This is a genomic window from Sanguibacter sp. 25GB23B1, from assembly GCF_040012415.1.
Classification (GTDB): domain Bacteria; phylum Actinomycetota; class Actinomycetes; order Actinomycetales; family Cellulomonadaceae; genus Sanguibacter.
In genome coordinates this window covers 54,562-74,459 of the sequence record NZ_JBDYKL010000020.1, presented here as the reverse complement: position 1 = coordinate 74,459, position 19,898 = coordinate 54,562, and the positions used below count along the sequence as shown (strand labels likewise).

General features: G+C 70.7%; 19 protein-coding genes. 11 read left to right on the top strand and 8 right to left on the bottom strand.

Annotated features, from left to right (window positions below):
• Positions 1-249: 249 nt before the first annotated feature.
• The 5 genes from pflA (at position 250) to uraH (ending at position 3,376) form a co-directional block, all read left to right on the top strand.
• Complete coding sequence (gene pflA, locus ABKW26_RS12260; RefSeq protein WP_348594049.1) at positions 250-1,092, top strand: pyruvate formate-lyase-activating protein; 843 nt, start codon at positions 250-252, stop codon at positions 1,090-1,092.
• Between the two features lie 54 nt (positions 1,093-1,146).
• Positions 1,147-1,530: a VOC family protein gene (locus tag ABKW26_RS12255; protein ID WP_348594047.1), complete on the top strand. Its 384-nt coding sequence runs from the start codon at positions 1,147-1,149 to the stop codon at positions 1,528-1,530.
• Between the two features lie 96 nt (positions 1,531-1,626).
• Positions 1,627-2,508: a CoA ester lyase gene (locus tag ABKW26_RS12250; RefSeq protein ID WP_348594046.1), complete on the top strand. Its 882-nt coding sequence runs from the start codon at positions 1,627-1,629 to the stop codon at positions 2,506-2,508.
• Positions 2,509-2,519: 11 nt separating this feature from the next.
• Positions 2,520-3,017, top strand: coding sequence for a 2-oxo-4-hydroxy-4-carboxy-5-ureidoimidazoline decarboxylase (gene uraD, locus ABKW26_RS12245; RefSeq protein WP_348594045.1), 498 nt, complete (start codon positions 2,520-2,522; stop codon positions 3,015-3,017).
• Positions 3,014-3,376, top strand: coding sequence for a hydroxyisourate hydrolase (gene uraH / locus ABKW26_RS12240; RefSeq protein WP_348594044.1), 363 nt, complete (start codon positions 3,014-3,016; stop codon positions 3,374-3,376). Before uraD ends, uraH begins: the two co-directional genes overlap by 4 nt.
• A 4-nt stretch (positions 3,377-3,380) precedes the next feature.
• Here the strand turns inward: uraH and ABKW26_RS12235 are convergent, their stop codons facing one another.
• Positions 3,381-4,151, bottom strand: a complete 771-nt coding sequence (locus ABKW26_RS12235) for an IclR family transcriptional regulator (protein ID WP_348594043.1) — start codon at positions 4,149-4,151, stop codon at positions 3,381-3,383.
• Positions 4,152-4,363: 212 nt separating this feature from the next.
• Here ABKW26_RS12235 and aceB point away from each other — a divergent pair, with 212 nt between their 5' ends.
• Genes aceB through allB form a run of 4 tightly spaced genes read left to right on the top strand, consistent with a single transcriptional unit; the run spans position 4,364 to position 9,543 of the window.
• Positions 4,364-5,983: a malate synthase A gene (aceB, locus tag ABKW26_RS12230; protein WP_348594048.1), complete on the top strand. Its 1,620-nt coding sequence runs from the start codon at positions 4,364-4,366 to the stop codon at positions 5,981-5,983.
• Positions 5,980-7,275 (top strand): aldolase, encoded by a 1,296-nt coding sequence (locus ABKW26_RS12225; protein WP_348594042.1) that lies wholly within the window; start codon positions 5,980-5,982, stop codon positions 7,273-7,275. The genes aceB and ABKW26_RS12225 overlap by 4 nt, the downstream gene beginning before the upstream one ends.
• 47 nt (positions 7,276-7,322) lie before the next feature.
• Positions 7,323-8,147 (top strand): bifunctional allantoicase/(S)-ureidoglycine aminohydrolase, encoded by an 825-nt coding sequence (locus ABKW26_RS12220; protein ID WP_348594041.1) that lies wholly within the window; start codon positions 7,323-7,325, stop codon positions 8,145-8,147.
• A gap of 40 nt (positions 8,148-8,187) precedes the next feature.
• Positions 8,188-9,543: an allantoinase AllB gene (gene allB, locus ABKW26_RS12215; protein WP_348594040.1), complete on the top strand. Its 1,356-nt coding sequence runs from the start codon at positions 8,188-8,190 to the stop codon at positions 9,541-9,543.
• A 32-nt stretch (positions 9,544-9,575) separates the two neighbouring features.
• Here the strand turns inward: allB and ABKW26_RS12210 are convergent, their stop codons facing one another.
• From ABKW26_RS12210 to ABKW26_RS12185, 6 genes are all read right to left on the bottom strand, one after another.
• Positions 9,576-9,866 (bottom strand): DUF1416 domain-containing protein, encoded by a 291-nt coding sequence (locus ABKW26_RS12210; RefSeq protein ID WP_348594039.1) that lies wholly within the window; start codon positions 9,864-9,866, stop codon positions 9,576-9,578.
• A 10-nt stretch (positions 9,867-9,876) separates the two neighbouring features.
• Positions 9,877-10,716 (bottom strand): sulfurtransferase, encoded by an 840-nt coding sequence (locus ABKW26_RS12205; protein WP_348594038.1) that lies wholly within the window; start codon positions 10,714-10,716, stop codon positions 9,877-9,879.
• A gap of 286 nt (positions 10,717-11,002) precedes the next feature.
• Positions 11,003-13,144, bottom strand: a complete 2,142-nt coding sequence (locus ABKW26_RS12200; protein ID WP_348594037.1) for a 3-hydroxyacyl-CoA dehydrogenase NAD-binding domain-containing protein — start codon at positions 13,142-13,144, stop codon at positions 11,003-11,005.
• A gap of 11 nt (positions 13,145-13,155) precedes the next feature.
• The gene (locus tag ABKW26_RS12195) at positions 13,156-14,409 is read right to left on the bottom strand and encodes a thiolase family protein (RefSeq protein WP_348594036.1); all 1,254 of its coding nucleotides are present in this window, start codon (positions 14,407-14,409) and stop codon (positions 13,156-13,158) included.
• Positions 14,410-14,570: 161 nt separating this feature from the next.
• The gene (locus ABKW26_RS12190; protein WP_348594035.1) at positions 14,571-15,860 is read right to left on the bottom strand and encodes a ribonuclease D; all 1,290 of its coding nucleotides are present in this window, start codon (positions 15,858-15,860) and stop codon (positions 14,571-14,573) included.
• 3 nt (positions 15,861-15,863) lie between these two features.
• The gene (locus tag ABKW26_RS12185) at positions 15,864-16,487 is read right to left on the bottom strand and encodes a DUF3000 domain-containing protein (protein WP_348594034.1); all 624 of its coding nucleotides are present in this window, start codon (positions 16,485-16,487) and stop codon (positions 15,864-15,866) included.
• A 149-nt stretch (positions 16,488-16,636) separates the two neighbouring features.
• Here ABKW26_RS12185 and gndA point away from each other — a divergent pair, with 149 nt between their 5' ends.
• Together gndA and ABKW26_RS12175 are read left to right on the top strand one after the other, a co-directional pair.
• Positions 16,637-18,073, top strand: coding sequence for an NADP-dependent phosphogluconate dehydrogenase (gene gndA / locus ABKW26_RS12180; RefSeq protein ID WP_348594033.1), 1,437 nt, complete (start codon positions 16,637-16,639; stop codon positions 18,071-18,073).
• Positions 18,070-19,353: a hypothetical protein gene (locus tag ABKW26_RS12175; RefSeq protein ID WP_348594032.1), complete on the top strand. Its 1,284-nt coding sequence runs from the start codon at positions 18,070-18,072 to the stop codon at positions 19,351-19,353. Before gndA ends, ABKW26_RS12175 begins: the two co-directional genes overlap by 4 nt.
• Positions 19,354-19,410: 57 nt before the next feature.
• On the opposite strand, the gene ABKW26_RS12170 is transcribed toward ABKW26_RS12175, so the two are convergent.
• Positions 19,411-19,896 (bottom strand): hypothetical protein, encoded by a 486-nt coding sequence (locus ABKW26_RS12170; RefSeq protein WP_348594031.1) that lies wholly within the window; start codon positions 19,894-19,896, stop codon positions 19,411-19,413.
• Positions 19,897-19,898 lie beyond the last annotated feature (2 nt).

Genomic DNA, 19,898 nt, shown 5'->3' with positions numbered 1-19,898 from the left:
CCGACCCAGTCGGTCCTGACGATCACGTCCAACGTCGTCTACGGCAAGGCGACCGGGTCCTTCCCGTCCGGCCACCGACCACCACCGCACACCAGACTCTCCCGGAAGGTCGTCACGATGAGCACCAGGGTCGTCCCCCTCGCCCCGATCGACGGCAGCGCGTGTGCTCTCGACCTCGTGGGTGACGCCGTGGCGGCGAGCCCTGCGCCCACCGACGCTGCGCAGAACGCCGCCGCGACGACCGCCGCGATCCTCGGGGACAAGGACTTCGTCGCCCCCGAGCACCGGGCGACCGGTGTGGGCACGGGCGGCCTGGAGATCACCGCCCTCGACCGGGGCGACAAGTTCGCGCAGATGCGGGCCGGGACGCTCGGCGCCATCCACTCGTGGGAGCTCGTCACGGCGGTCGACGGCCCGGGCACACGGATGACCGTGTTCTTCTCAGGCTGCCCGTTGCGCTGCCTCTACTGCCACAACCCCGACACCATGCAGATGAAGAACGGGGAGACGGTCACCTCCGAGGAGCTCCTGCGTCGCATCCTGCGCTACAAGCCGGTCTTCACGTCGACCGGGGGCGGGCTGACCATCTCGGGCGGTGAGGTGCTCATGCAGCCCACCTTCGCGGCGACGCTCCTGGCCGGCGCGAAGGCCGCCGGGATCCACACGACCATCGACACGTCCGGCTACCTCGGCGCCGCCTGCAGCGACGAGATGCTCGAGACGATCGATCTCGTCCTCCTCGACGTCAAGAGCGGCGACCCCGAGACGTACAAGAAGGTCACCGGCCGCGAGCTGCAGCCCACGCTCGACTTCGGCCGACGCGTCGCGGACAAGGGTGTCGAAATCTGGCTCCGGTTCGTGCTCGTCCCCGGACTCACGGACGACACGGCGAACGTCGAGGCTGTCGCGGACTACGCCGCGACGCTCCCCACCGTGACCCGCGTCGAAGTCCTCCCGTTCCACCAGATGGGCCGGGACAAGTGGGCGAGCCTCGGCATGCGCTACGAGCTCGAGGACACTCCTCCGCCCACCACGCAGGAGACCGAGCAGGTCCGGGACATCTTCCGCGCGCGGGGCCTGTCCGTCTACTGAGGTGCTCTGAGGGCACGACGTGCTTCACGGGGGCGGACCTGGCAGGGTGGGGTCATGGCTATCACCGAGATCCAGCTCTTCTCCGTCCCGGTCACCGACCAGGACCGCTCGCGCGACTTCTACCGCGACGTCCTCGGCTTCCAGGTGCTGGGAGACCAGCAGTTCACCCCAGAGATGCGGTGGGTGCAGCTCGCCCCGCCACGGGGGACCACGGCGATCACTCTCGTCACGTGGTTCCCGACGATGAAGCCGGGCGACCTCAAGGGGATCGTGCTCGAGACGGACGACCTCGATGGCGACGTCGAGCGACTGACGCGAGACGGCGTCGTCTTCGAGACGCCGATCGAGGAGCAGCCGTGGGGGCGCTTCGCGACCTTCAGCGACCCGGACGGCAACGGCATCGTCCTCCAGCACACGACCAACAGGGTGCTCATCTGATTCACGGGCACCGCGACGGTACAGTGCCTGGCAGAGATGTGACCGGGCGAGAGCACGACGGCCTCACGCAGGTCGGACGAGACACGAGGGTCGACGATGAGTGACGCACAGCAGCTCGAGCAGTCCGTACGCCCGGACGCGGACGGGGTCCTGCGCCGCCAGGTCCCGGCCGACCTGGCCCGCTCGTGGCTGCTCGTGCCGGGGACCGACCCGGAACGCATCGCCCAGGCCGCCCGCTCCTCGGCCGACGCGGTCGTCATCGACATCGAGGACGCCGTCGATCCCTCGCGCAAGCGCGAGGCGCGCGAGACGGTCGGGAGCTGGCTCGGGTCGCAGGGCGAGGCGTGGGTGCGCGTCAACGACGCGACCACGGAGTTCTGGGAGGACGACCTCCGTGAGCTGCGGGGAGCCCCGGGCCTCCTCGGGGTCATGCTCGCCAAGACCGAGGATGCCGACCAGGTCGCCCGCACGCACGCGATCCTCGGGTCGGACGTGCGGATCGTGGCCCTCGTCGAGTCGGCCCAGGGGATCGAGGACGCCACCTCGATCGCCAGGGCGCCCGGGACGTTCCGTCTCGCGTTCGGCAGCGGCGACTTCCGACGCGACACCGGCATGAGCGCCGACAAGGAAGCGATGGCCTACCCGCGTGCCCGGCTCGTCGTCGCGAGCCGTGTCGGTGGGCTCCCCGGACCCATCGACGGTCCGACGGTCGGGGAGTCGCACCCCGTGCTGCGAGAGCAGTCCGGCGTGACGGTGATGATGGGGATGACCGGGAAGCTGTGCCTGACCGCCGACCAGACGCCTGTCGTCAACGAGGTGATCAGCCCGATGCGGACGGACGTCACGTGGGCCTACGACTTCCTCGCGGACTTCCGCGCGCGGGGCGAGGTCGTCCGCGACGGCAGCGACCTCCCGCGGCTCGGGAGAGCCCGCAAGATCGTCACCCTGGCTGAGGCCTTCGACGTCAGTCCCGTGTGACGGCGGGACGTATGCGCCTCACGGAGCTCAACGCGGCCTCGCGCGACGCCGCCGCCGCGGTCCTGCGACCTTGCCTCGACGTCGGGCGCTGGATCGACGAGATCCTCGTCGACCGCCCGTACGCCTCGGTCGACGAGCTCCTCGGACGGGCCCGCACGGCGGCCGAGCCGCTGACGTCCGACGAGGTGGCTCGCGCGCTCGCGCACCACCCCCGGATCGGCGACCGTGCGCCGGGCGCAGGTGCCGAGGCGCGGATGTCGCGGGCCGAGCAGGGCGGCGTAGGGACCCTCGACGAGAGCACCGCACGTGCGCTCCGCGAGGGCAACGAGGCCTACGAGCAACGGTTCGACCGCGTGTTCCTCATCCGTGCAGCGAACCGGGGACCTGCGGAGATCCTCACCGCGCTGCGCACCCGGCTAGACAACCCACGAGAGGTCGAGGACCGCGTGGTCGCTGAACAGCTGCGCGAGATCGCCCTCCTGCGGCTGCAGGAGACGGTGACACCATGACGGTCTCCCACGTGACGGCGCACGTGCTCGACACGACGGCGGGTCGACCTGCCGCCGGCGTCGTGGTCCGGCTCGATCGTGCCGAGGGCGCGGTCGACAACCACGGCGACGGCGGCTGGGCCGCGGTCGCGCGCAGCGTGACGGACGACGACGGCCGGGTCGGCGACCTCGGGCCGGCCACGCTCCCGGCCGGGACCTATCGGCTGACGTTCGAGACCGGGGCGTACTTCGCAGCGGCCGGCGTCGAGACGTTCTTCCCGTACGTGCCGGTCGTGTTCACCGTCGACACGACGGGCAGGCACTATCACGTGCCGTTGCTCGTCAGTCCCTTCGCCCTCTCGAGCTACCGCGGGAGCTGACGCGTCAGCCGACGGCGAGATCTGCAGCGATAGCGGCCCCGGCCGCCCGCAGCAGCGGCACGGCCCGAGCGCCGAACGACCCGTCGACGCGTGTGATCGGGCCTGAGACGGACACCGCGGTCGGCGTCGGGAGACCGGGCACGACCATCGCGTAGCACCGCACCCCGATCTCCTGCTCCTCGTCGTCGATCGCGTAGCCGCGCTCACGGACGGTGGCGAGCTCGGCGAGGAGATCGTCGATCGTCCCGATGCTGCGCGGGGTGGGTGTCGGCAGACCCGTCCGCGTGACGATCGCACGGACGGCGTCGTCGGTGAGCCGTGCCATGAGCGCCTTGCCCACGCCGGTGCTGTGGAGGTTCGCGCGCCGACCGACCTCCGTGAACATCCGCATGGAGTGGGCGGAGGGTGCTTGGGCGATGTAGACGACCATGTCGCCGTCGAGCATGGCCATGTTCGCCGTCTCTCCGAGCTCGTCGACGAGAGTGCGCAGCTCGGGGAGCGCGAGGTTCCCGAGCTGCTTGTTCGCCGCGTCGCCGAGACGGACGAGTCCCGGTCCGAGCGTGTAGCGGCGGTCGGTGAGCTGGCGTGCGTAGCCGAGCGCGACGAGCGTCCGCAGGAGTCGATGGACGGTCGCCAGGGGGAGGTCGGTGGAGCTGGAGAGCTCGGAGAGCGTCACCCCCCGGCCGGCGTCGGTGAGGAGCTCGAGGAGCTCGAAGACGCGCTCGACGGACTGGACGCGGCCCGTGGCCGCGGGCTTCACGGGCGTCTCGGACATCGGTCTCGCTCTCTCGGTCGCACGGGACCCGCTGTCCGAGGTCGATCGGTGGCGACGACGGATGCCGTATCCACACGCGGGCGGTGGGATAGGCTGGCGCAACATTTCGTCTAGCAGACAATACTATCCGCATCGTGGAAGAACGACGGGTCGTGGACCACGGTGCCCAGCACGCGTCCCGCCACATCGCCGACCAGGGAGCAGCAGCCGACATGCCGACACCACAGAGCTCCGCGCCCGAGCACGTCCCCTCCACCGTCCCTCGCACGGAGGAGATCCTCACGCCGGAGGCCCTCGAGTTCGTCGCCGACCTCCACCGCCGTTTCGTGACCCGCCGGGACACCCTCCTCGCTGCCCGTCGCGAGCGACGCGCACACGTCGCGGCGACCGGTCGTCTGGACTTCCTGCCCGAGACTGCCGACGTGCGTGCCGCGGACTGGACCGTCGCACCCACCCCTGCGGCCCTCGTCGACCGCCGCGTCGAGATCACCGGACCGGCATCTCCGGCGAAGATGGCGATCAACGCGCTGAACTCCGGTGCGAAGGTCTGGCTCGCCGACCTCGAGGACGCGAGCTCGCCCACGTGGACCAACGTCGTCGACTCGCAGGTCAACCTGCTCGACACCGCCCGCCGACGGCTCGCGTTCACGTCCCCCGAGGGCAAGGCGTACGCGCTCCGGGACGACGCCCCGCTCGCGGTCGTCGTCGTCCGACCTCGCGGGTGGCACCTCGACGAGTCGAACATCACCGTCGACGGCCGTCCGGCGATCGGCGCGCTCGTCGACTTCGGCCTGCACCTCTTCCACAACGGCGCCCGGCTCGCCGAGGACGGCACCGGCCCGTTCTACTACCTGCCCAAGCTCGAGAGCCACCTCGAGGCGCGACTGTGGAACGACGTCTTCGTCCACGCCCAGGAGACCCTCGGCATCCCGCGCGGCACGATCCGCGCCACGGTGCTCATCGAGACCATCCCCGCGGCGTTCGAGATGGACGAGATCCTCTACGAGCTGCGCGAGCACGCCTCGGGCCTCAATGCGGGACGCTGGGACTACCTGTTCTCCGTCATCAAGTACTTCCGCGACGCCGGCGAGGCCTTCGTGCTCCCCGACCGAGGGAGCATCACGATGACGGCACCGTTCATGCGCGCCTACACGGACCTCCTCGTCCGCACCTGCCACAGGCGCGGCGCCTTCGCCATGGGCGGCATGGCGGCCTTCATCCCCAACCGCTCCCTGCCCGAGGTCACCGAGCAGGCCTTCGCCAAGGTGCGCGCCGACAAGACCCGCGAGGCGGACGACGGCTTCGACGGTTCCTGGGTGGCGCACCCGGACCTCGTCCCCATCTGCCAGGAGGTCTTCGACACGGCCCTCGGCGAGCGTGCGAACCAGCTCGACCGCCTGCGCGAGGACGTCCACGTCACGGCCGACGAGCTGCTCGACATCGCGTCGGCCGACGGGCAGGTCACCGAGGAGGGGCTGCGCAGCAACCTCTACGTCGCCGTCGCGTACACGGCGGTGTGGCTCTCCGGGAACGGAGCGGTCGCGATCCACAACCTCATGGAGGACGCCGCCACCGCCGAGATCTCGCGGTCCCAGGTGTGGCAGCAGATCCACAACGCCGTGACGCTCGCCGACACCGGTCGCACGGTCACCCCCGATCTCGTCCGGACGATCCTCCGCGAGGAGTGCGACCGGCTGCGGTCCGAGGTCGGCGACGCGACCTACACCGACCTCTACGCGCCGGCCGCCGCACTCGTCGAGGACATCTGCCTCTCCGACGACTACACGGACTTCCTCACGCTGCCGGCCTACGCCCTCCTCGGACACCGGTGACAGCCCCCACCGCACTCACCGGTGCGGACCTCAGCGAGATCGACGCGCTGCTCTCGGGCACCGACGCTCTCCTCGAGACGAGCTACCCCGGTGACCGGCCCGACCGCCAGCCCGTCCACACCGTGTACGTGCCCGCAGACTCCTGCACCCCGACCCTCGTGCGCGACTGGGGGGACCGCGCCCTCGACGCGACGAGGCACGTCGGAGGCCCCGCCGGCCTCGCCGCGATGCTCCTCGCCGACGACGACCTCGCCGCCGCCGTCGCCCCACGGGTGCAGGCCAAGCTCGAGACCGAGCCCGTCGAGGACCTGCGCCTCGACCTCGAGGACGGCTACGGCGACCGTGGAGACGCGGCTGAGGACCGCGACGCGCTCGCGGCCGCGCACCACATCGCGACCACGGTTGCCGACGGCACCGCGCCCCCGTTCGTCGGTATCCGCTTCAAGTCGTTCGAGGCATCCACGCGTGCTCGCGGTCTGCGGACCCTCGACCTCGTCGTCTCCGCGCTCGTCGAGGAGGGCGGGCTGCCGGACGGGCTCGTCCTCACGCTCCCGAAAGTCACGACGGTCGACCAGGTCGACGCGATGATCCGGGTCTGCGAGCGCCTCGAGACCGTGCACGGCCTGGCTGCCGGCCGGCTGCGCTTCGAGGTCCAGATGGAGACGCCGCAGCTCATCCTCGGGGCGGACGGCACCGCGCCGGTCGCCCGTGTCCTGCACCGGTCGCCGGGCCGGGTGTCGTCGCTGCACTACGGCACGTACGACTACAGCGCCTCGCTCGGGATCTCGGCCCAGCACCAGGCGATGGACCATCCGGCGGCCGAGCACGCGAAGCAGGTCATGCAGGTCGCCGTCGCCGGGACGGGCGTCCATCTCTCCGACGGCTCGACGAACATCGTCCCCGTCGGCAGCCCGCAGGAGATCGAGACGGCCTGGCGGCTGCACGCCCGCCTCGTCGGTCGGTCGCTGGCCGCCGGCTTCTACCAGGGGTGGGACCTCCATCCGGCGCAGCTCGCCACCCGGTTCATCGCCACGTACGCCTTCTACCGCTCCGGCTTCCAGGCGGCAGCCGAGCGGCTCGACCGCTACGTCGGTCGGCGCCCGGGCGGGGTCATGGACGAGCCGGCGACGGCGCGGGCGCTCGCCCGCTTCGTGAGCAGGGGACTGTCGTGCGGCGCGCTCGACGCCGACGAGGTGTCGGCGCGGTGCGGGCTGAGCGTCGACGCGCTCCACGGGCTGGCGTCTCCCCGCGTGCCGCACTCCGCCCGTGGGCCCGGCTCCCAGACGACCTGATCTCCGCGAACTCCGCCCGACAGCCCGACCCCCCAAGGAGCACCACCATGACGACGCCCTCCTACTACGCGCCCGCCGGCGGTCTTCCTGACCAGACGGAGCTGCTCACGGACCGAGCGATCGTCAAGGAGGCGTACACGGTCATCCCGCGCGGCGTGCTCCGGGACATCGTCACGAGCAACCTGCCCGGATGGACCAGGACGCGCGCGTGGGTGCTCGCGCGCCCGATCGCCGGCTTCGCCACGACCTTCGCGCAGTACGTCGTCGAGGTCGCTCCCGGGGGCGGCAGCGACCGCCCCGAGGAGGAGGCCGGCGTCGAGTCGGTCGTCTTCGTCCTGGCGGGGGCGCTCGACCTCGTCCTCGAGGGCGAGCAGCACGTCATGGGGCCCGGTGGCTATGCGTACGTGCCGGCCGGTGCCGCGTGGACGGTCGCGAACACGGGGACCGAGCCCGTGAGCTTCCAGTGGGTCCGCAAGGAGTATGAGCCGCTCGCCGGGTACACGGCGACAGGCTTCGTCACGCGGGAGCAGGACGTGCCCCCGCGCGAGATGCCCGGTACCGACGGGGCGTGGGCCACCACCCGGTTCGTCGACCCGGACGACCTCGCGCACGACATGCACGTGAACATCGTGACGTTCGAGCCGGGCGGCACCATCCCGTTCGCCGAGACCCACGTCATGGAGCACGGGCTGTACGTCCTCGAGGGCAAGGCGGTCTACCGCCTCAACGACGACTGGGTCGAGGTCCAGGCCGGAGACTTCATGTGGCTCCGGGCATTCTGCCCCCAGGCCTGCTACGCCGGGGGGCCGGGCAGGTTCCGCTACCTGCTCTACAAGGACGTCAACCGCCAGGTCCGGCTCACCACCCGATGAGACCGATCGTTAGAATCCCCTCGCACTGCAAGGACGGACAATGACTTCTGTTGGCCCGCTCGACCTCGTCCTGCGTGGCCGCCGCGTCCTCACCCCTGACGGGATCCGCCCGCGCGAGGTCGGTGTGCGGGACGGCACCATCGTCGCGGTCGAGCCGCTGGGGGCGGGGCTGCGCGGTCGGGAGACGGTCGAGCTCGACGACGCGGAGACCCTCCTCCCCGGTCTCGTCGACACGCACGTGCACGTCAACGAGCCAGGCCGCACGGAGTGGGAGGGCTTCGCCTCTGCGACGCGCGCTGCGGCAGCCGGTGGCGTGACGACGATCATCGACATGCCGCTCAACTCCGTCCCGCCGACGGTGGACGTCGACGCCCTCGTGGTCAAACGGCGGGCGGCCGAGGGGCAGGTCTTCGTCGACGTCGGGTTCTGGGGCGGCGCGATCCCTGGGAGCACGTCGAACCTGCGCCCGTTGCACGACGCCGGGGTGTTCGGCTTCAAGTGCTTCCTGGTCCACTCCGGTGTTGACGAGTTCCCGCACCTGGACGTCGGCGAGATGGAGGTCGACATGGTCGAGATCGGCTCCGTCGACTCGCTGCTCGTCGTCCACGCCGAGGACCCGGACGCGATCGACCGTGCTGTGTCGCAGAGCGGCTCCCGGTATGCGGACTTTCTCGCCTCGCGCCCTCGCAGCGCCGAGAACGTCGCGATCGCGCACGTCATCGAGAGTGCGCGCCGCACCGGTGCCCGGGCCCACGTGCTCCACCTGTCCTCCTCCGACGCGCTGCCGATGATCGCAGCGGCGAAGCGCGACGGTGTGCGTCTGAGCGTGGAGACGTGTCCCCACTACCTGACGCTCGAGGCCGAGGGCGTACCCGACGGTGGAACGGCGTTCAAGTGCTGTCCACCCATCCGTGAGGCCGCCAACCGCGAGCAGCTGTGGCGGGGCCTCGAGGACGGGACGATCGACTGCATCGTCTCCGACCACTCTCCGAGCACGCTCGATCTCAAGGACCTCGAGAACGGTGATTTCGCCGTCGCCTGGGGAGGCGTCTCGTCGCTGCAGCTGGGGTTGGCGCTCGTGTGGACGGAGGCGCGCTCCCGCGGCGTGCCGCTCGAGCGGGTCGTGGGGTGGATGTCGCAGCGCCCGGCCGAGCTCGCGCGGGTGGACGGCAAGGGACGCCTTGCCGTCGGCTACGACGCGGACCTCGCAGTCTTCGCGACGGACGACACGTTCGTCGTCGACGTCACGCGGCTGCACCACAAGAACCCGATCACGCCGTACGCGGGACGGACGCTCGTCGGAGTCGTCCGGGCCACCTACGTGCGCGGACGTCCCGTCGACTTCGCTGAGCCGACGGGACGTCTGGTGCGCCGGGGTCAGACCCGGCACGGGTGACGCGGGAGGAGGTGTCCTCCTGAGGCGCAGGGCTAGGCCAGCACGAGCTGGGTCGTGGTCACGCCGACCTCCGCGGTGACCTCGCCGCGGGCGTTGCCACGCGGGGAGAGGGCACGCAGCTCCCACGTTCCCGGCGCGGCGTAGAACCGGAACGCCCCTGCGTCGCTGCTGACCACCTCGGCGGTGAACTCACCGGTCGAGTCGTGCAGCCGGACGTACGCACCGCTCACCGGCTCCCCGGACGCGCTGATGATGCCCTCGATGAGGGTCGCTCCTGGCGCCGCGACGGCGGGCAGGTTCTGGTCGGGCGCAGCGCAGCTCATGGCGTGACCGTCACTTCGCCGTGTCGAGCTCGATCGGCACGCCCACGAGGGAGCCGTACTCGACCCACGAGCCGTCGTAGTTCTTGACGTCCTGCTGGCCGAGGAGCTCGGAGAGGACGAACCAGCTGTGGCTCGAGCGCTCGCCGATGCGGCAGTACGCGATGGTGGGCTTGGAGGTGTCGAGACCCGCGGCGCCGTAGAGCGCGGCGAGCTCCTCGTCCGACTTGAAGGTACCGTCGTCGTTGGCTGCCTTGCTCCACGGGATGTTGATCGCCGAGGGCACGTGGCCGCCTCGCTGGGAGTGCTCCTGCGGGAGGTGGGCCGGTCCGAGGATCTTGCCGGAGAACTCGTCGGGGGAGCGCACGTCGACGAGGTTCTTCTGCCCGATGGACGCGACGACCTCGTCGCGGAACGCCCGGATGGACAGGTCCTGGTCCTGCGCGACGTAGGTGGTCGCGGGACGTGTGACGACGGCGTCGCTCAGGGGACGGGAGTCGAGCTCCCACTTCTTGCGGCCGCCGTCGACGAGCTTGACGTCCCGGTGGCCGTAGAGCGTGAAGTACCAGAACGCGTACGCGGCGAACCAGTTGTTGTTGCCTCCGTAGAGGACGACCGTGTCCTCGTTGCTGATGCCCTTCGCGGACAGCAGGGCCTCGAACTGCTCCTTGTTGACGAAGTCGCGGCGGACGGGGTCCTGGAGGTCGAGCTTCCAGTCGAGCTTGATGGCGCCGGCGAGGTGGCCCTTGTCGTACGCGCTGGTGTCCTCGTCGACCTCGACGAAGACGAGCCCGGGGGTCTGGAGGTTCGCTTCGGCCCAGTCGGCCGAGACGAGTACGTCGGTGCGTGCCATGTGTGTGCGCTCCTGAAGCGAAGTAGGTCCGGAGCGCTGGGCGTCGCGCTCGTCACGTGTGGTGTCTGCGACCGTAATGGACCTCTGACGGGCTTCCGAGGGGCATGTCATCTGATGAGACGCGGGGGCTCCTCGATGCAGCGTTTTGCGATGCCTGTCCCGGTTGGACTGACTCGTGGTCTCTCTATGTGAGACTCAAGCGGTCGGAGGCTCTTCCTGCTCAACGCCTGTCGGCCCCGTGCAGGAGCTGCACGGGGCCGACAGGCGTTCGACACGCGGTCTGCGCTCAGGCGCGCACGTTCGCCACGCCGTCAGGGAGCAGTCGGCGGCCGAGGACCTTCTCGGAGTACCCGGTCCGGTCGAGGTACGGCGTGATGCCGCCGGCGGCGAACGGCCAGCCCGCCCCGAGGATCATGCACAGGTCGATCTGGGTGGGGCCTGCGACCACGCCCTCGTCGAGCATGAGCCCGATCTCCCGCGCGAGGGACGTGAGCACGAGATCGAGGACGCCGGCCTCGTCGAGCGGGGGCGTGCGCTCCAGGGCGACAGAGTCGAAGACCGCCTGGAGGGCGGGGTCGACGTCCGCGGGGATCCCGCGCGCAGGTGCAGGCAGGACCACCGGCGTCCCGTCCGCGACGATCTTCTCGAGACCCGGGGAGACGGGGAAGCGGTCGCCGAGCTCCTCGCGCAGCGACGTGAGGACGTGCAGCCCGACGGCCGGCCCGACGAGGTCGAACAGCGCGAACGGTCCCATCGGGAGACCGAGCGGTCGCAGCGCGCGGTCCGCGACCTCGACCGGCGTGCCGCGCTCGACCGCGCCGACGATCTCGCCCATGAGGAGGACGAGGAGCCGGTTGACGACGAAGCCCGGACGGTCCGCCACGAGCACGGCGGTCTTGCGCAGCGTCTTCGCGACGGCGAACGCCGTGGCGAGCGCCTCGGTCGAGGTCTTCTCGGCCTGGACGACCTCGACCAGCGGCATCTGCGCGACCGGGTTGAAGAAGTGCAGCCCGACGACCCGCTCGGGGTGCGCGAGGTCTGCCGCCATCGTCGTCACGGACAGCGCGGACGTGTTCGTCGCGAGGACGGTCTCGGGGGAGACGATGCCCTCGAGCTCGGCGAAGACGCGCTTCTTCAGGCCGAGCACCTCGGTGACGGCCTCGATGACGAAGTCGCACGACGCGAGGTCGTCGATCTGCGTCGTCCCGGTGACGGCCCCGAGGATCTTCGCTGCCGTGTCGCTCGACATCCGCTTCGTCGCCACGAGCTTGTCCACCGACGTCCGGACGAACTCGAGCCCCTTGCCCACGCGCTCCTCGTCGAGGTCGCGCATGACGACAGGGACGCCGAGGCGCTGCGCGAAGAGCAGGGCGAGCTGCGCAGCCATGAGCCCCGCCCCGACGATCCCGACCCGGGTCACGGGTCGGGCCGCCTTCGGGTCAGGGGCGCCGGTGGGGCGCTTGCCCTTGTTGACCGCCTCGAACGCGTAGATGCTCGCGCGGAGCTCGTCCGTGAGCAGGAGCGCGGTGAGTGCTTCCTCCTCGGCGGCGAAGCCGGCGTCGAGGTCGTCCTCGCGGACGGCGGCAAGGACGGCGAGCGCCCGGTAGGGCGCCGGGCGGGCACCGTGCACCACGGCGTCCAGGCGCTGGCGGGCGACCGCGAGGGTCCCGTCCCACACCTGCTGGGACTCACGCTCCGGTCGGGTGACCGTCACCTCGCCGCGCACGACCGCGGCAGCCCACACGATCGACTGCTCGAGGAAGTCCGCCGCGTCGAGGAGCGCGTCCGCGATCCCGACGGAGAACGCCTCGGCCGCCTTGTAGGGCTTGTTCGCCGCCGGGCGGGCGACGATGACCTCGATCGCCTTCTCCAGGCCGACGATCCGGGGCAGGTGGTAGCAGCCGCCCCACCCGGGGACGAGACCGAGCCCGGTCTCCGGGAGCCCGACGGCGGGCACGTCGCTCGCGATCGTGCGGTAGGTACAGCTCAGCGCGATCTCGAGGCCACCGCCGAGCGCGACGCCGTTGATGAACGCGAAGGTCGGGACGCTCATCTCGGTCAGCAGCCGGTACGCGTCGTGACCTGAGCGGGCCAGCTGCTTCGCCGCGTCGGCACCCTCGAGCTCCTTCGCGCCGGTGAGGTCGGCGCCCGCCGCGAGGAAGTACGGCTTGCCGGTCACGGCCGCGGCGACGATCTCGCCGGACGCAGCGCGGCGCGCCACCTCCGTGAGCGTGGCCTGGAGCTCGGCCAGGCCCTGCGGACCGAGCGTCGTCGGCTTCGTGTGGTCGAGCCCGTTGTCGAGCGTGACGAGCGCGAGCGTGCCCGTCCCGCCGGGGAGGGTGACGTCACGCACGAAGGAGTGGGTCACGCGCTCCGCGCTCGCGGGTGCGACGGTCGGGTCCTGCTGTCCTGCGGTCGTCTCAGACATCTGCGTTCCCCTCAGTTCTCGGTCGTCGTGGTGGCGGACGGGGCGGTGTGCCCGGAGTAGTCCGCGTGGTGCGGGTTCTCCCAGACGACGGTGCCGCCCATGCCGAGGCCGACGCACATCGTCGTGATGCCGTACCGCACGTCCGGGTTCTCCTCGAACTGTCGGGCGAGCTGGGTCATGAGGCGGACACCGGAGGAGGCGAGCGGGTGCCCGATCGCGATGGCGCCCCCGTACTGGTTGACGCGCGGGTCGTCGTCCTTCATGCCGAAGTGGTCGAGGAAGGACAAGACCTGGACGGCGAAGGCCTCGTTGATCTCGAAGAGACCGATGTCGTCGATCGTCAGACCCGCGTTGGTGAGTGCCCGCTCGGTCGAGGGCACAGGGCCGTAGCCCATGATCTCCGGATCGACGCCCGCGTAGGCGAACGAGACGAGCCGCATGCGGGCGGGGAGCCCGAGCTCGTCGACGACGTCTCCCGCGGCGAGCAGGCACATCGAGGCGCCGTCGGTGAGGGGTGAGGCGTTGCCGGCGGTGACGCGCCCGCCCGGGCGGAACGGCGTCTTGAGGTTCGCGATGTCGGCCATCGAGGTGCCCGGTCGGGCGAGCTCGTCGGCGGTGGCGAGGCCCCAGCCGGCGTCGGAGCGCACGGCGATCGGGACGAGGTCGGGGGAGACCTGGCCCGCCGCCACGGCTGCGGCGTACTTCGCCTGGCTCGCGACGCCGTACGCGTCGGCGCGCTCCTTCGTCAGGTGCGGGAAGCGGTCGTGGAGGTTCTCCGCGGTGGCGCCCATGACGAGGGCGGTGGAGTCGACGAGCTTCTCCGAGACGAAGCGCGGGTTGGGGTCGGCGTCGAAGCCCATCGGGTGGCGGCCCATGTGCTCGACCCCGCCCGCGAGCGTGACGTCCTGCTGGCCGAAGCCGATGGCCGACGCGGTCGTGGTCACCGCCGTCATCGCGCCTGCGCACATGCGGTCGATCGCGAACCCGGGGACCGACTTCGGGAGACCCGCGAGGACGGCGACCGAGCGTCCGAGGGTGAGGCCCTGGTCGCCGGACTGCGTGGTGGCGGCGATCGCGACCTCGTCGATCCGGTCAGCGGGCAGCTCGGGGCGGCGACGGAGGAGCTCGCGGACGGTCTTCACGGCCAGGTCGTCGGCGCGCGTGGCGGCGTAGATGCCGTCGGGCCGGGCCTTGCCGAACGGAGTCCTCACCCCCTCGACGAAGACGACGTCGCGAACCACGGGACGGTGGGCGGGAGCGGGCATGGAGACTCCTGACTGAAGGACGACTGTGTCCGGGGATGCTGGTGGGCCCGTCGGGCCGAGATACAGGCTACCGGCAGTCTCAGTAAAAAGCACAGAGGGAATCTCGCCGGGCGCAAGGACGCAGGTCCCGGTTCGGTCGTTCTCGGTGGGGTAAGGCCCGCTCAGGCGTGCTCGTGGAGCGCGTCGGTGAGCAGGCCGGCCGTGAGCTCGACCTGCCACTCGCGCGCGCCACCCTGGCGCAGCCGCTCCTCGACCGCCGCGAGCGACGTCTGGGCTGGCGGCCGCCAGCAGACCCGCCGCAGCAGGTCCGGCTGGAGGATGTTCTCGACCGGGACGGAGTGCTCCTCGGACAACCGGGCCATCCCGGTGCGGGCGTACGCGAGGCGTGCTGCCGCGTCGGGGTCGCGGTCCGCCCACACCTTGGGCGGCGGGGGAGCGTCCGTGCGCGGCCCCCGCGTGTCGGGCAGCTGGTCCTCGGGGAGGGCGAGCGCCGTGTCGATCGCTCGCTGCCACAGCGCGGCACGACGACGCGTCGCCGGTCCGCCGAACGCGTGGACCCTCGTCAGCTCCCCGACCGATCGTGGCAGCGCGGTCGCCGCGGCGATGATCGCACGGTCCGGCAGGACACGGCCCGGCGCGATGTCCCGCGACTGACCGAGGCGGTCGCGGGCGAGCCACAGCTCACGCACCACAGCGAGCATCCGCCGGTCACGCAGCGCGTGGACCCCGGAGACCTTGCGCCACGGGTCGACCCGCGGCAGGGGCGGAGGCATGAGCCGTACAGCCTCGAACTCCTGCTCCGCCCACCCGAGCTTCCCGGCAGCATCGAGACGCTCGGCCATGACGTCGCGCAGCTCGACGAGCACCTCGACGTCGAGCGCGGCGTAGCGCAGCCACTCCGGCGGCAGAGGCCGCGTGGACCAGTCGACGGCAGAGTGCTCCTTCGCCAGGCCAAGACCGAGAAGCTCGGCGACGACGGCGGCCAGGCCCACACGGTCGAGACCGAGGAGACGAGCACCGAGCTCGGTGTCGAAGACGCGCGACGCGCGCAGGTTCTGCTCCGCGAGCCCTGGGAGGTCCTGGGACGCAGCGTGCAGGACCCACTCGACACCCTCGAGGGCGTCGGAGACGGAGGAGAGGTCGGGCAGCGGGACCGGATCGATGAGCACCGTGCCCGTGCCTGCACGTCGCAGCTGCACGAGGTAGGTCCGTTGGCCGTACCGGTAGCCCGAGGCGCGCTCCGCGTCGACCGCGACCGGCCCTGTCCCGGCAGAGAGCTGACGGACGGCTCGAGCGAGCTCGGCGCTCGTCGTGAGGACGTCCGGGACGCCGTCGGCGGGCTCGGTGAGGAGCGTGACCTCTGGCACGGTCGCCTCGGCGGGCTGGTCGACCTCCGGGGTCTCGGTGCCCGAGGGCACGCCGGACGTGGACTCGTCAGGTGTGGACGTCATGGTTCAGGACACTCCCCGCGGGACGCGGTGGGACGGGAACGGCGTGACGCCGTCCGGGTAGGTCGGCAGGCCTGTCGTGGTGCACAGGAGACCGGACCAGGCCGCGAGGTGCGGCCCGAGGTCGAACGGTACGTCCCCGCGGCCCGACGGCTCCGGCGGGGTCCACGAGGCACGGATCTCGATCTCGGTCTCGGGCTCCCGCGTGCTCAGCGCCCCGAAGCTCTCGGACACCACCCGGGTGACCGTGCCGCCCTGAGCGTGAGCGCGGGCGCCGGACAGCATGAACGACTCCTCGAGCCAGGACCAGGCGACCTCGGCGAGCAGCGGGTCCGCCCCCATCTCCGGGTCCAGCGTCGCCCGGACGAGCGTCACCACGCGGTAGGTCCCCTCCCACGCGTCCTGACCGGCCGGGTCGTGGAGGACGATGAAGCGCCCCGAGGCGCTGTGGCCCGAGCGCTCGAGCTCGGGGGAGACGATCTCACCGTTGAGCGCTGCCGCGAACGGTGCGATCTTCCGAGGAGCCGGCACCTCGGTCAGCTGGACCTCCGGCCGGACCCGTGCCGCGCGCAGGGAACGCAGCGCGCTGAGGAAGTCCTCGGGGACGTCTGTCTGGTCGGCCGTGATCACCAGTGCAGACTACGGCCGCGGTCCGCCATCTGAGCGGACCGCCGCGCGGACCAGTACGTTTCGAGACACTCGCACTATTCTGGGTCTCGTACCCGCGCTCACCCACGCCACAGTCGGCGAGCCGCTTGGCGAACAAGGAGAACCTACATATGTCTGCACCTGCGCAGATCGGTGTCACTGGTCTGGCTGTCATGGGCCGCAACCTCGCTCGGAACTTCGCACGACACGGTTACACGGTCGCCGTGCACAACCGGTCGTTCGCCAAGACGGAGTCGCTCGTCGCCGACCACGGTGACGACGGCACGTTCGTGGCGTCCGAGAGCATGGCGGACTTCGTGGCGTCCATCGAGCGACCCCGCAAGGTCGTCATCATGGTCAAGGCAGGTGGGCCCACGGACGCGGTCATCGACGAGCTCATCCCCCTCCTGGAGGAGGGCGACATCATCATCGACGCGGGCAACGCGCACTTCCCCGACACCCGTCGCCGGGAGGACCGGCTCAAGGGTCTCGGCCTCCACTTCGTCGGCACCGGGGTCTCCGGCGGCGAGGAGGGAGCGCTCAACGGACCGAGCATCATGCCGGGCGGCTCGAAGGAGTCGTACGTGACCCTCGGCCCGATCCTCGAGGACATCTCCGCGAAGGTCGACGGCGTGCCGTGCTGCACCTACGTGGGCCCCGACGGCGCAGGACACTTCGTCAAGATGGTCCACAACGGCATCGAGTACGCGGACATGCAGCTCATCGCCGAGGCGTACGACCTCCTCAAGCAGGGCCTCGGTGCGTCGGCGGCAGAGATCGGCCAGATCTTCGCCGAGTGGAACACCGGCGACCTCGAGTCCTTCCTCATCGAGATCACCGCCGACCTCCTCCAGCACGTCGACGCCGAGACGGGGTCGGCGTTCGTCGACATCATCCTCGACCAGGCGGAGCAGAAGGGCACCGGACGCTGGACCGTGCAGAACGGCCTCGACCTCGGCGTCCCCATCACGGGCATCGCCGAGGCGACCTTCGCCCGCGCACTGTCCGGCTCCACCCCGCAGCGCACCGCCGCGCGCGGCGTCCTGCACGCCAACGCCGGCACGTGGGCCGTCGAGGACCGCGACGCGTTCGTCGAGGACGTGCGACTCGCCCTCTTCGCCTCGAAGGTCGTCGCCTACTCGCAGGGTTTCGACCAGATCGCCGCGGCGTCCGAGGAGTTCGGCTGGGACATCGACCGCGGCGCCATGGCCCGCATCTGGCGCGGCGGCTGCATCATCCGCGCGCGCTTCCTCAACCGCATCACCGAGGCCTACGAGCGGGACGAGAACCTCGCGCTGCTGCTCGCCGACCCGCACTTCACCGAGTCCGTCGGCAACAGCGTCCCGGCCTGGCGCCGCGTCGTCTCGTCGGCCGCCCTCAACGGCGTCCCGACACCCGCGTTCTCGTCGTCGCTCGCCTACTACGACGGTGTCCGGGCCGAACGTCTCCCGGCCGCGCTCATCCAGGCGCAGCGCGACTTCTTCGGCGCGCACACCTACCAGCGTGTCGACAAGCCTGGTGTCTTCCACACCGAGTGGTCCCTCGACCGCACGGAGAGCGAGCAGTGACCCAGAGCGCTCAACCGCAGGACGCGAGCACGTCGACCGTGGCGACCCAGGACATCCTCCCGGTCATCCTCGGTGCCGACATCGGCGTCTACGCGCTCGCCCGGGCGTTCCACGAGGCCTACGGCGTCCGGTCGATCGTCATCAGCGGCGCAGCCGTCGGTGCGGTCGCCGACTCGTCGATCATCGACAACTCGCTCGTCGACGACAGCCACGACCCGCAGCAGCTCGTCGACCGTGCTCTCCAGGTCGCCGCGCAGAACCCCGGCCGACGCCTCGTCCTCCTGGCGAACTCCGACTGGCTGGTGCGCGTCATCGTCCAGCACCGCGTCGAGCTCGAGCAGCACTTCGTCGTGCCGTTCCTCTCCGAGGAGCTCCTCGACCGGATCTCCGACAAGGCGACGTTCTCGGAGATCTGCGACGAGCTCGGGATCAGCGTGCCCCGGACGATCGTCCAGGACTTCGCCGGCGCCGCCGAGCCCGGGTGGGCACCCGTCCCCGTGGACGTCGGGTTCCCGCTCATCGCCAAGGCGGCGAGCAGCGCCGACTACCAGGACGTCGAGTTCGAGGGCAAGAAGAAGGTCTTCGAGATCGAGACCCAGACCGAGCTCGACGAGCTCTGGGTCTCCCTGCAGGCGGCAGGGTACCGCGGACGCTTCGTCGTCCAGGAGCTCATCCCGGGTGACGACACGCAGATGCGGTCGATCACCTCGTACACAGACTCTCGCGGGGAGATCACGCTGCTGTGCTCGGCGCACGTGCTGCTCGAAGAGCACACGCCGTCGGGGCTGGGCAACCCGGCGGCGATGATCACGCGCCGGTTCGACGACATGCTCGAGCAGGCGCGCCAGTTCCTCGTGGCCACGGGCTACGTCGGGTTCGCGAACTTCGACGTCAAGGTCGACCCGCGTGACGGGTCGTTCCGCTTCTTCGAGGTGAACCCCCGCATCGGACGCAACAACTACTACCTCACCGCCGCGGGCGCGAACCCCATGACGTTCCTCGTCGAGGACAGGGTCCACGGTCGGGCGGTGGAGCCGGTGGTCGTCGACACCGAGATCCTCTACTCGATCCTGCCGAACAGGCTGCTCCTGCGGTACGTCGTCGATCCCGCGCTGCGGGCGACGGTGACCGGGCTCATGAAGTCCGGGAAGGTCGTGCACCCGCTGAGGTACAGCGAGGACGCCTCGATGAAGCGCCGCACCTACGTGCAGCTTGCGCTCCTCAACCAGGTGCGCAAGTTCCGCACCTACTACCCGCGACTGACGAGCACGGGATTCTGACGAGCACCTGATCTGACGAGACGACGTGAGCCCGGCTCGTGTCGTCAGGGCTGAGGCTCAGCCGATCTCGCTCGTCCGCGTGTAGAGGTGCAGCACGGGCACGTGCAGCTCCTCGCGTGCGCGCGACGCCCAGTCACGCCGGAACGTGTCCTCGAGCGCGTGGGGATAGGTGACGACGATGATCTCCCGTACGTCACCGAGAGCGACGGCGTCGCGCAGCGCAGGGATCGGGTCGTCCTCGACGACAGCGCCAGAGGCAGCGCAGCCGACCGCCTGGAACTCGGCGATGCTCAGTGCCAGCTGTTCGCTCGCCTCGGCGCGGGCCTCGCGCTCGTCGGGCTCGCCGGCGGTCGCGTCCTCCCACGCCTGCTTGAACAGGCCTGCGGCGAGGTGGTTGAAGATCGAGCCCAGGAGGCTGCGGTCGGTGTCCGCGGGCACGAGCACACGGTAGTCGAGCTCTTCGTCCGGGTGCAGTCCGACGATGTGCTGGACATCGAAGTCGTCGAGAGTGTCTTCGGTCAGGACAAGGATGGTCTCGGTCACAG

Coding starts and splice junctions, on each gene's coding strand:
- allB (WP_348594040.1), top strand. CDS start 8,188: ATGACTTCTGTTGGCCCGCTCGACCTCGTCCTGCGTGGCCGCCGCGTC.
- ABKW26_RS12190 (WP_348594035.1), bottom strand. CDS start 15,860: ATGACGTCCACACCTGACGAGTCCACGTCCGGCGTGCCCTCGGGCACC.
- uraD (WP_348594045.1), top strand. CDS start 2,520: ATGCGCCTCACGGAGCTCAACGCGGCCTCGCGCGACGCCGCCGCCGCG.
- ABKW26_RS12195 (WP_348594036.1), bottom strand. CDS start 14,409: ATGCCCGCTCCCGCCCACCGTCCCGTGGTTCGCGACGTCGTCTTCGTC.
- gndA (WP_348594033.1), top strand. CDS start 16,637: ATGTCTGCACCTGCGCAGATCGGTGTCACTGGTCTGGCTGTCATGGGC.
- ABKW26_RS12220 (WP_348594041.1), top strand. CDS start 7,323: ATGACGACGCCCTCCTACTACGCGCCCGCCGGCGGTCTTCCTGACCAG.
- ABKW26_RS12205 (WP_348594038.1), bottom strand. CDS start 10,716: ATGGCACGCACCGACGTACTCGTCTCGGCCGACTGGGCCGAAGCGAAC.
- uraH (WP_348594044.1), top strand. CDS start 3,014: ATGACGGTCTCCCACGTGACGGCGCACGTGCTCGACACGACGGCGGGT.
- ABKW26_RS12235 (WP_348594043.1), bottom strand. CDS start 4,151: ATGTCCGAGACGCCCGTGAAGCCCGCGGCCACGGGCCGCGTCCAGTCC.
- ABKW26_RS12250 (WP_348594046.1), top strand. CDS start 1,627: ATGAGTGACGCACAGCAGCTCGAGCAGTCCGTACGCCCGGACGCGGAC.
- ABKW26_RS12255 (WP_348594047.1), top strand. CDS start 1,147: ATGGCTATCACCGAGATCCAGCTCTTCTCCGTCCCGGTCACCGACCAG.
- ABKW26_RS12200 (WP_348594037.1), bottom strand. CDS start 13,144: ATGTCTGAGACGACCGCAGGACAGCAGGACCCGACCGTCGCACCCGCG.
- aceB (WP_348594048.1), top strand. CDS start 4,364: ATGCCGACACCACAGAGCTCCGCGCCCGAGCACGTCCCCTCCACCGTC.
- ABKW26_RS12210 (WP_348594039.1), bottom strand. CDS start 9,866: ATGAGCTGCGCTGCGCCCGACCAGAACCTGCCCGCCGTCGCGGCGCCA.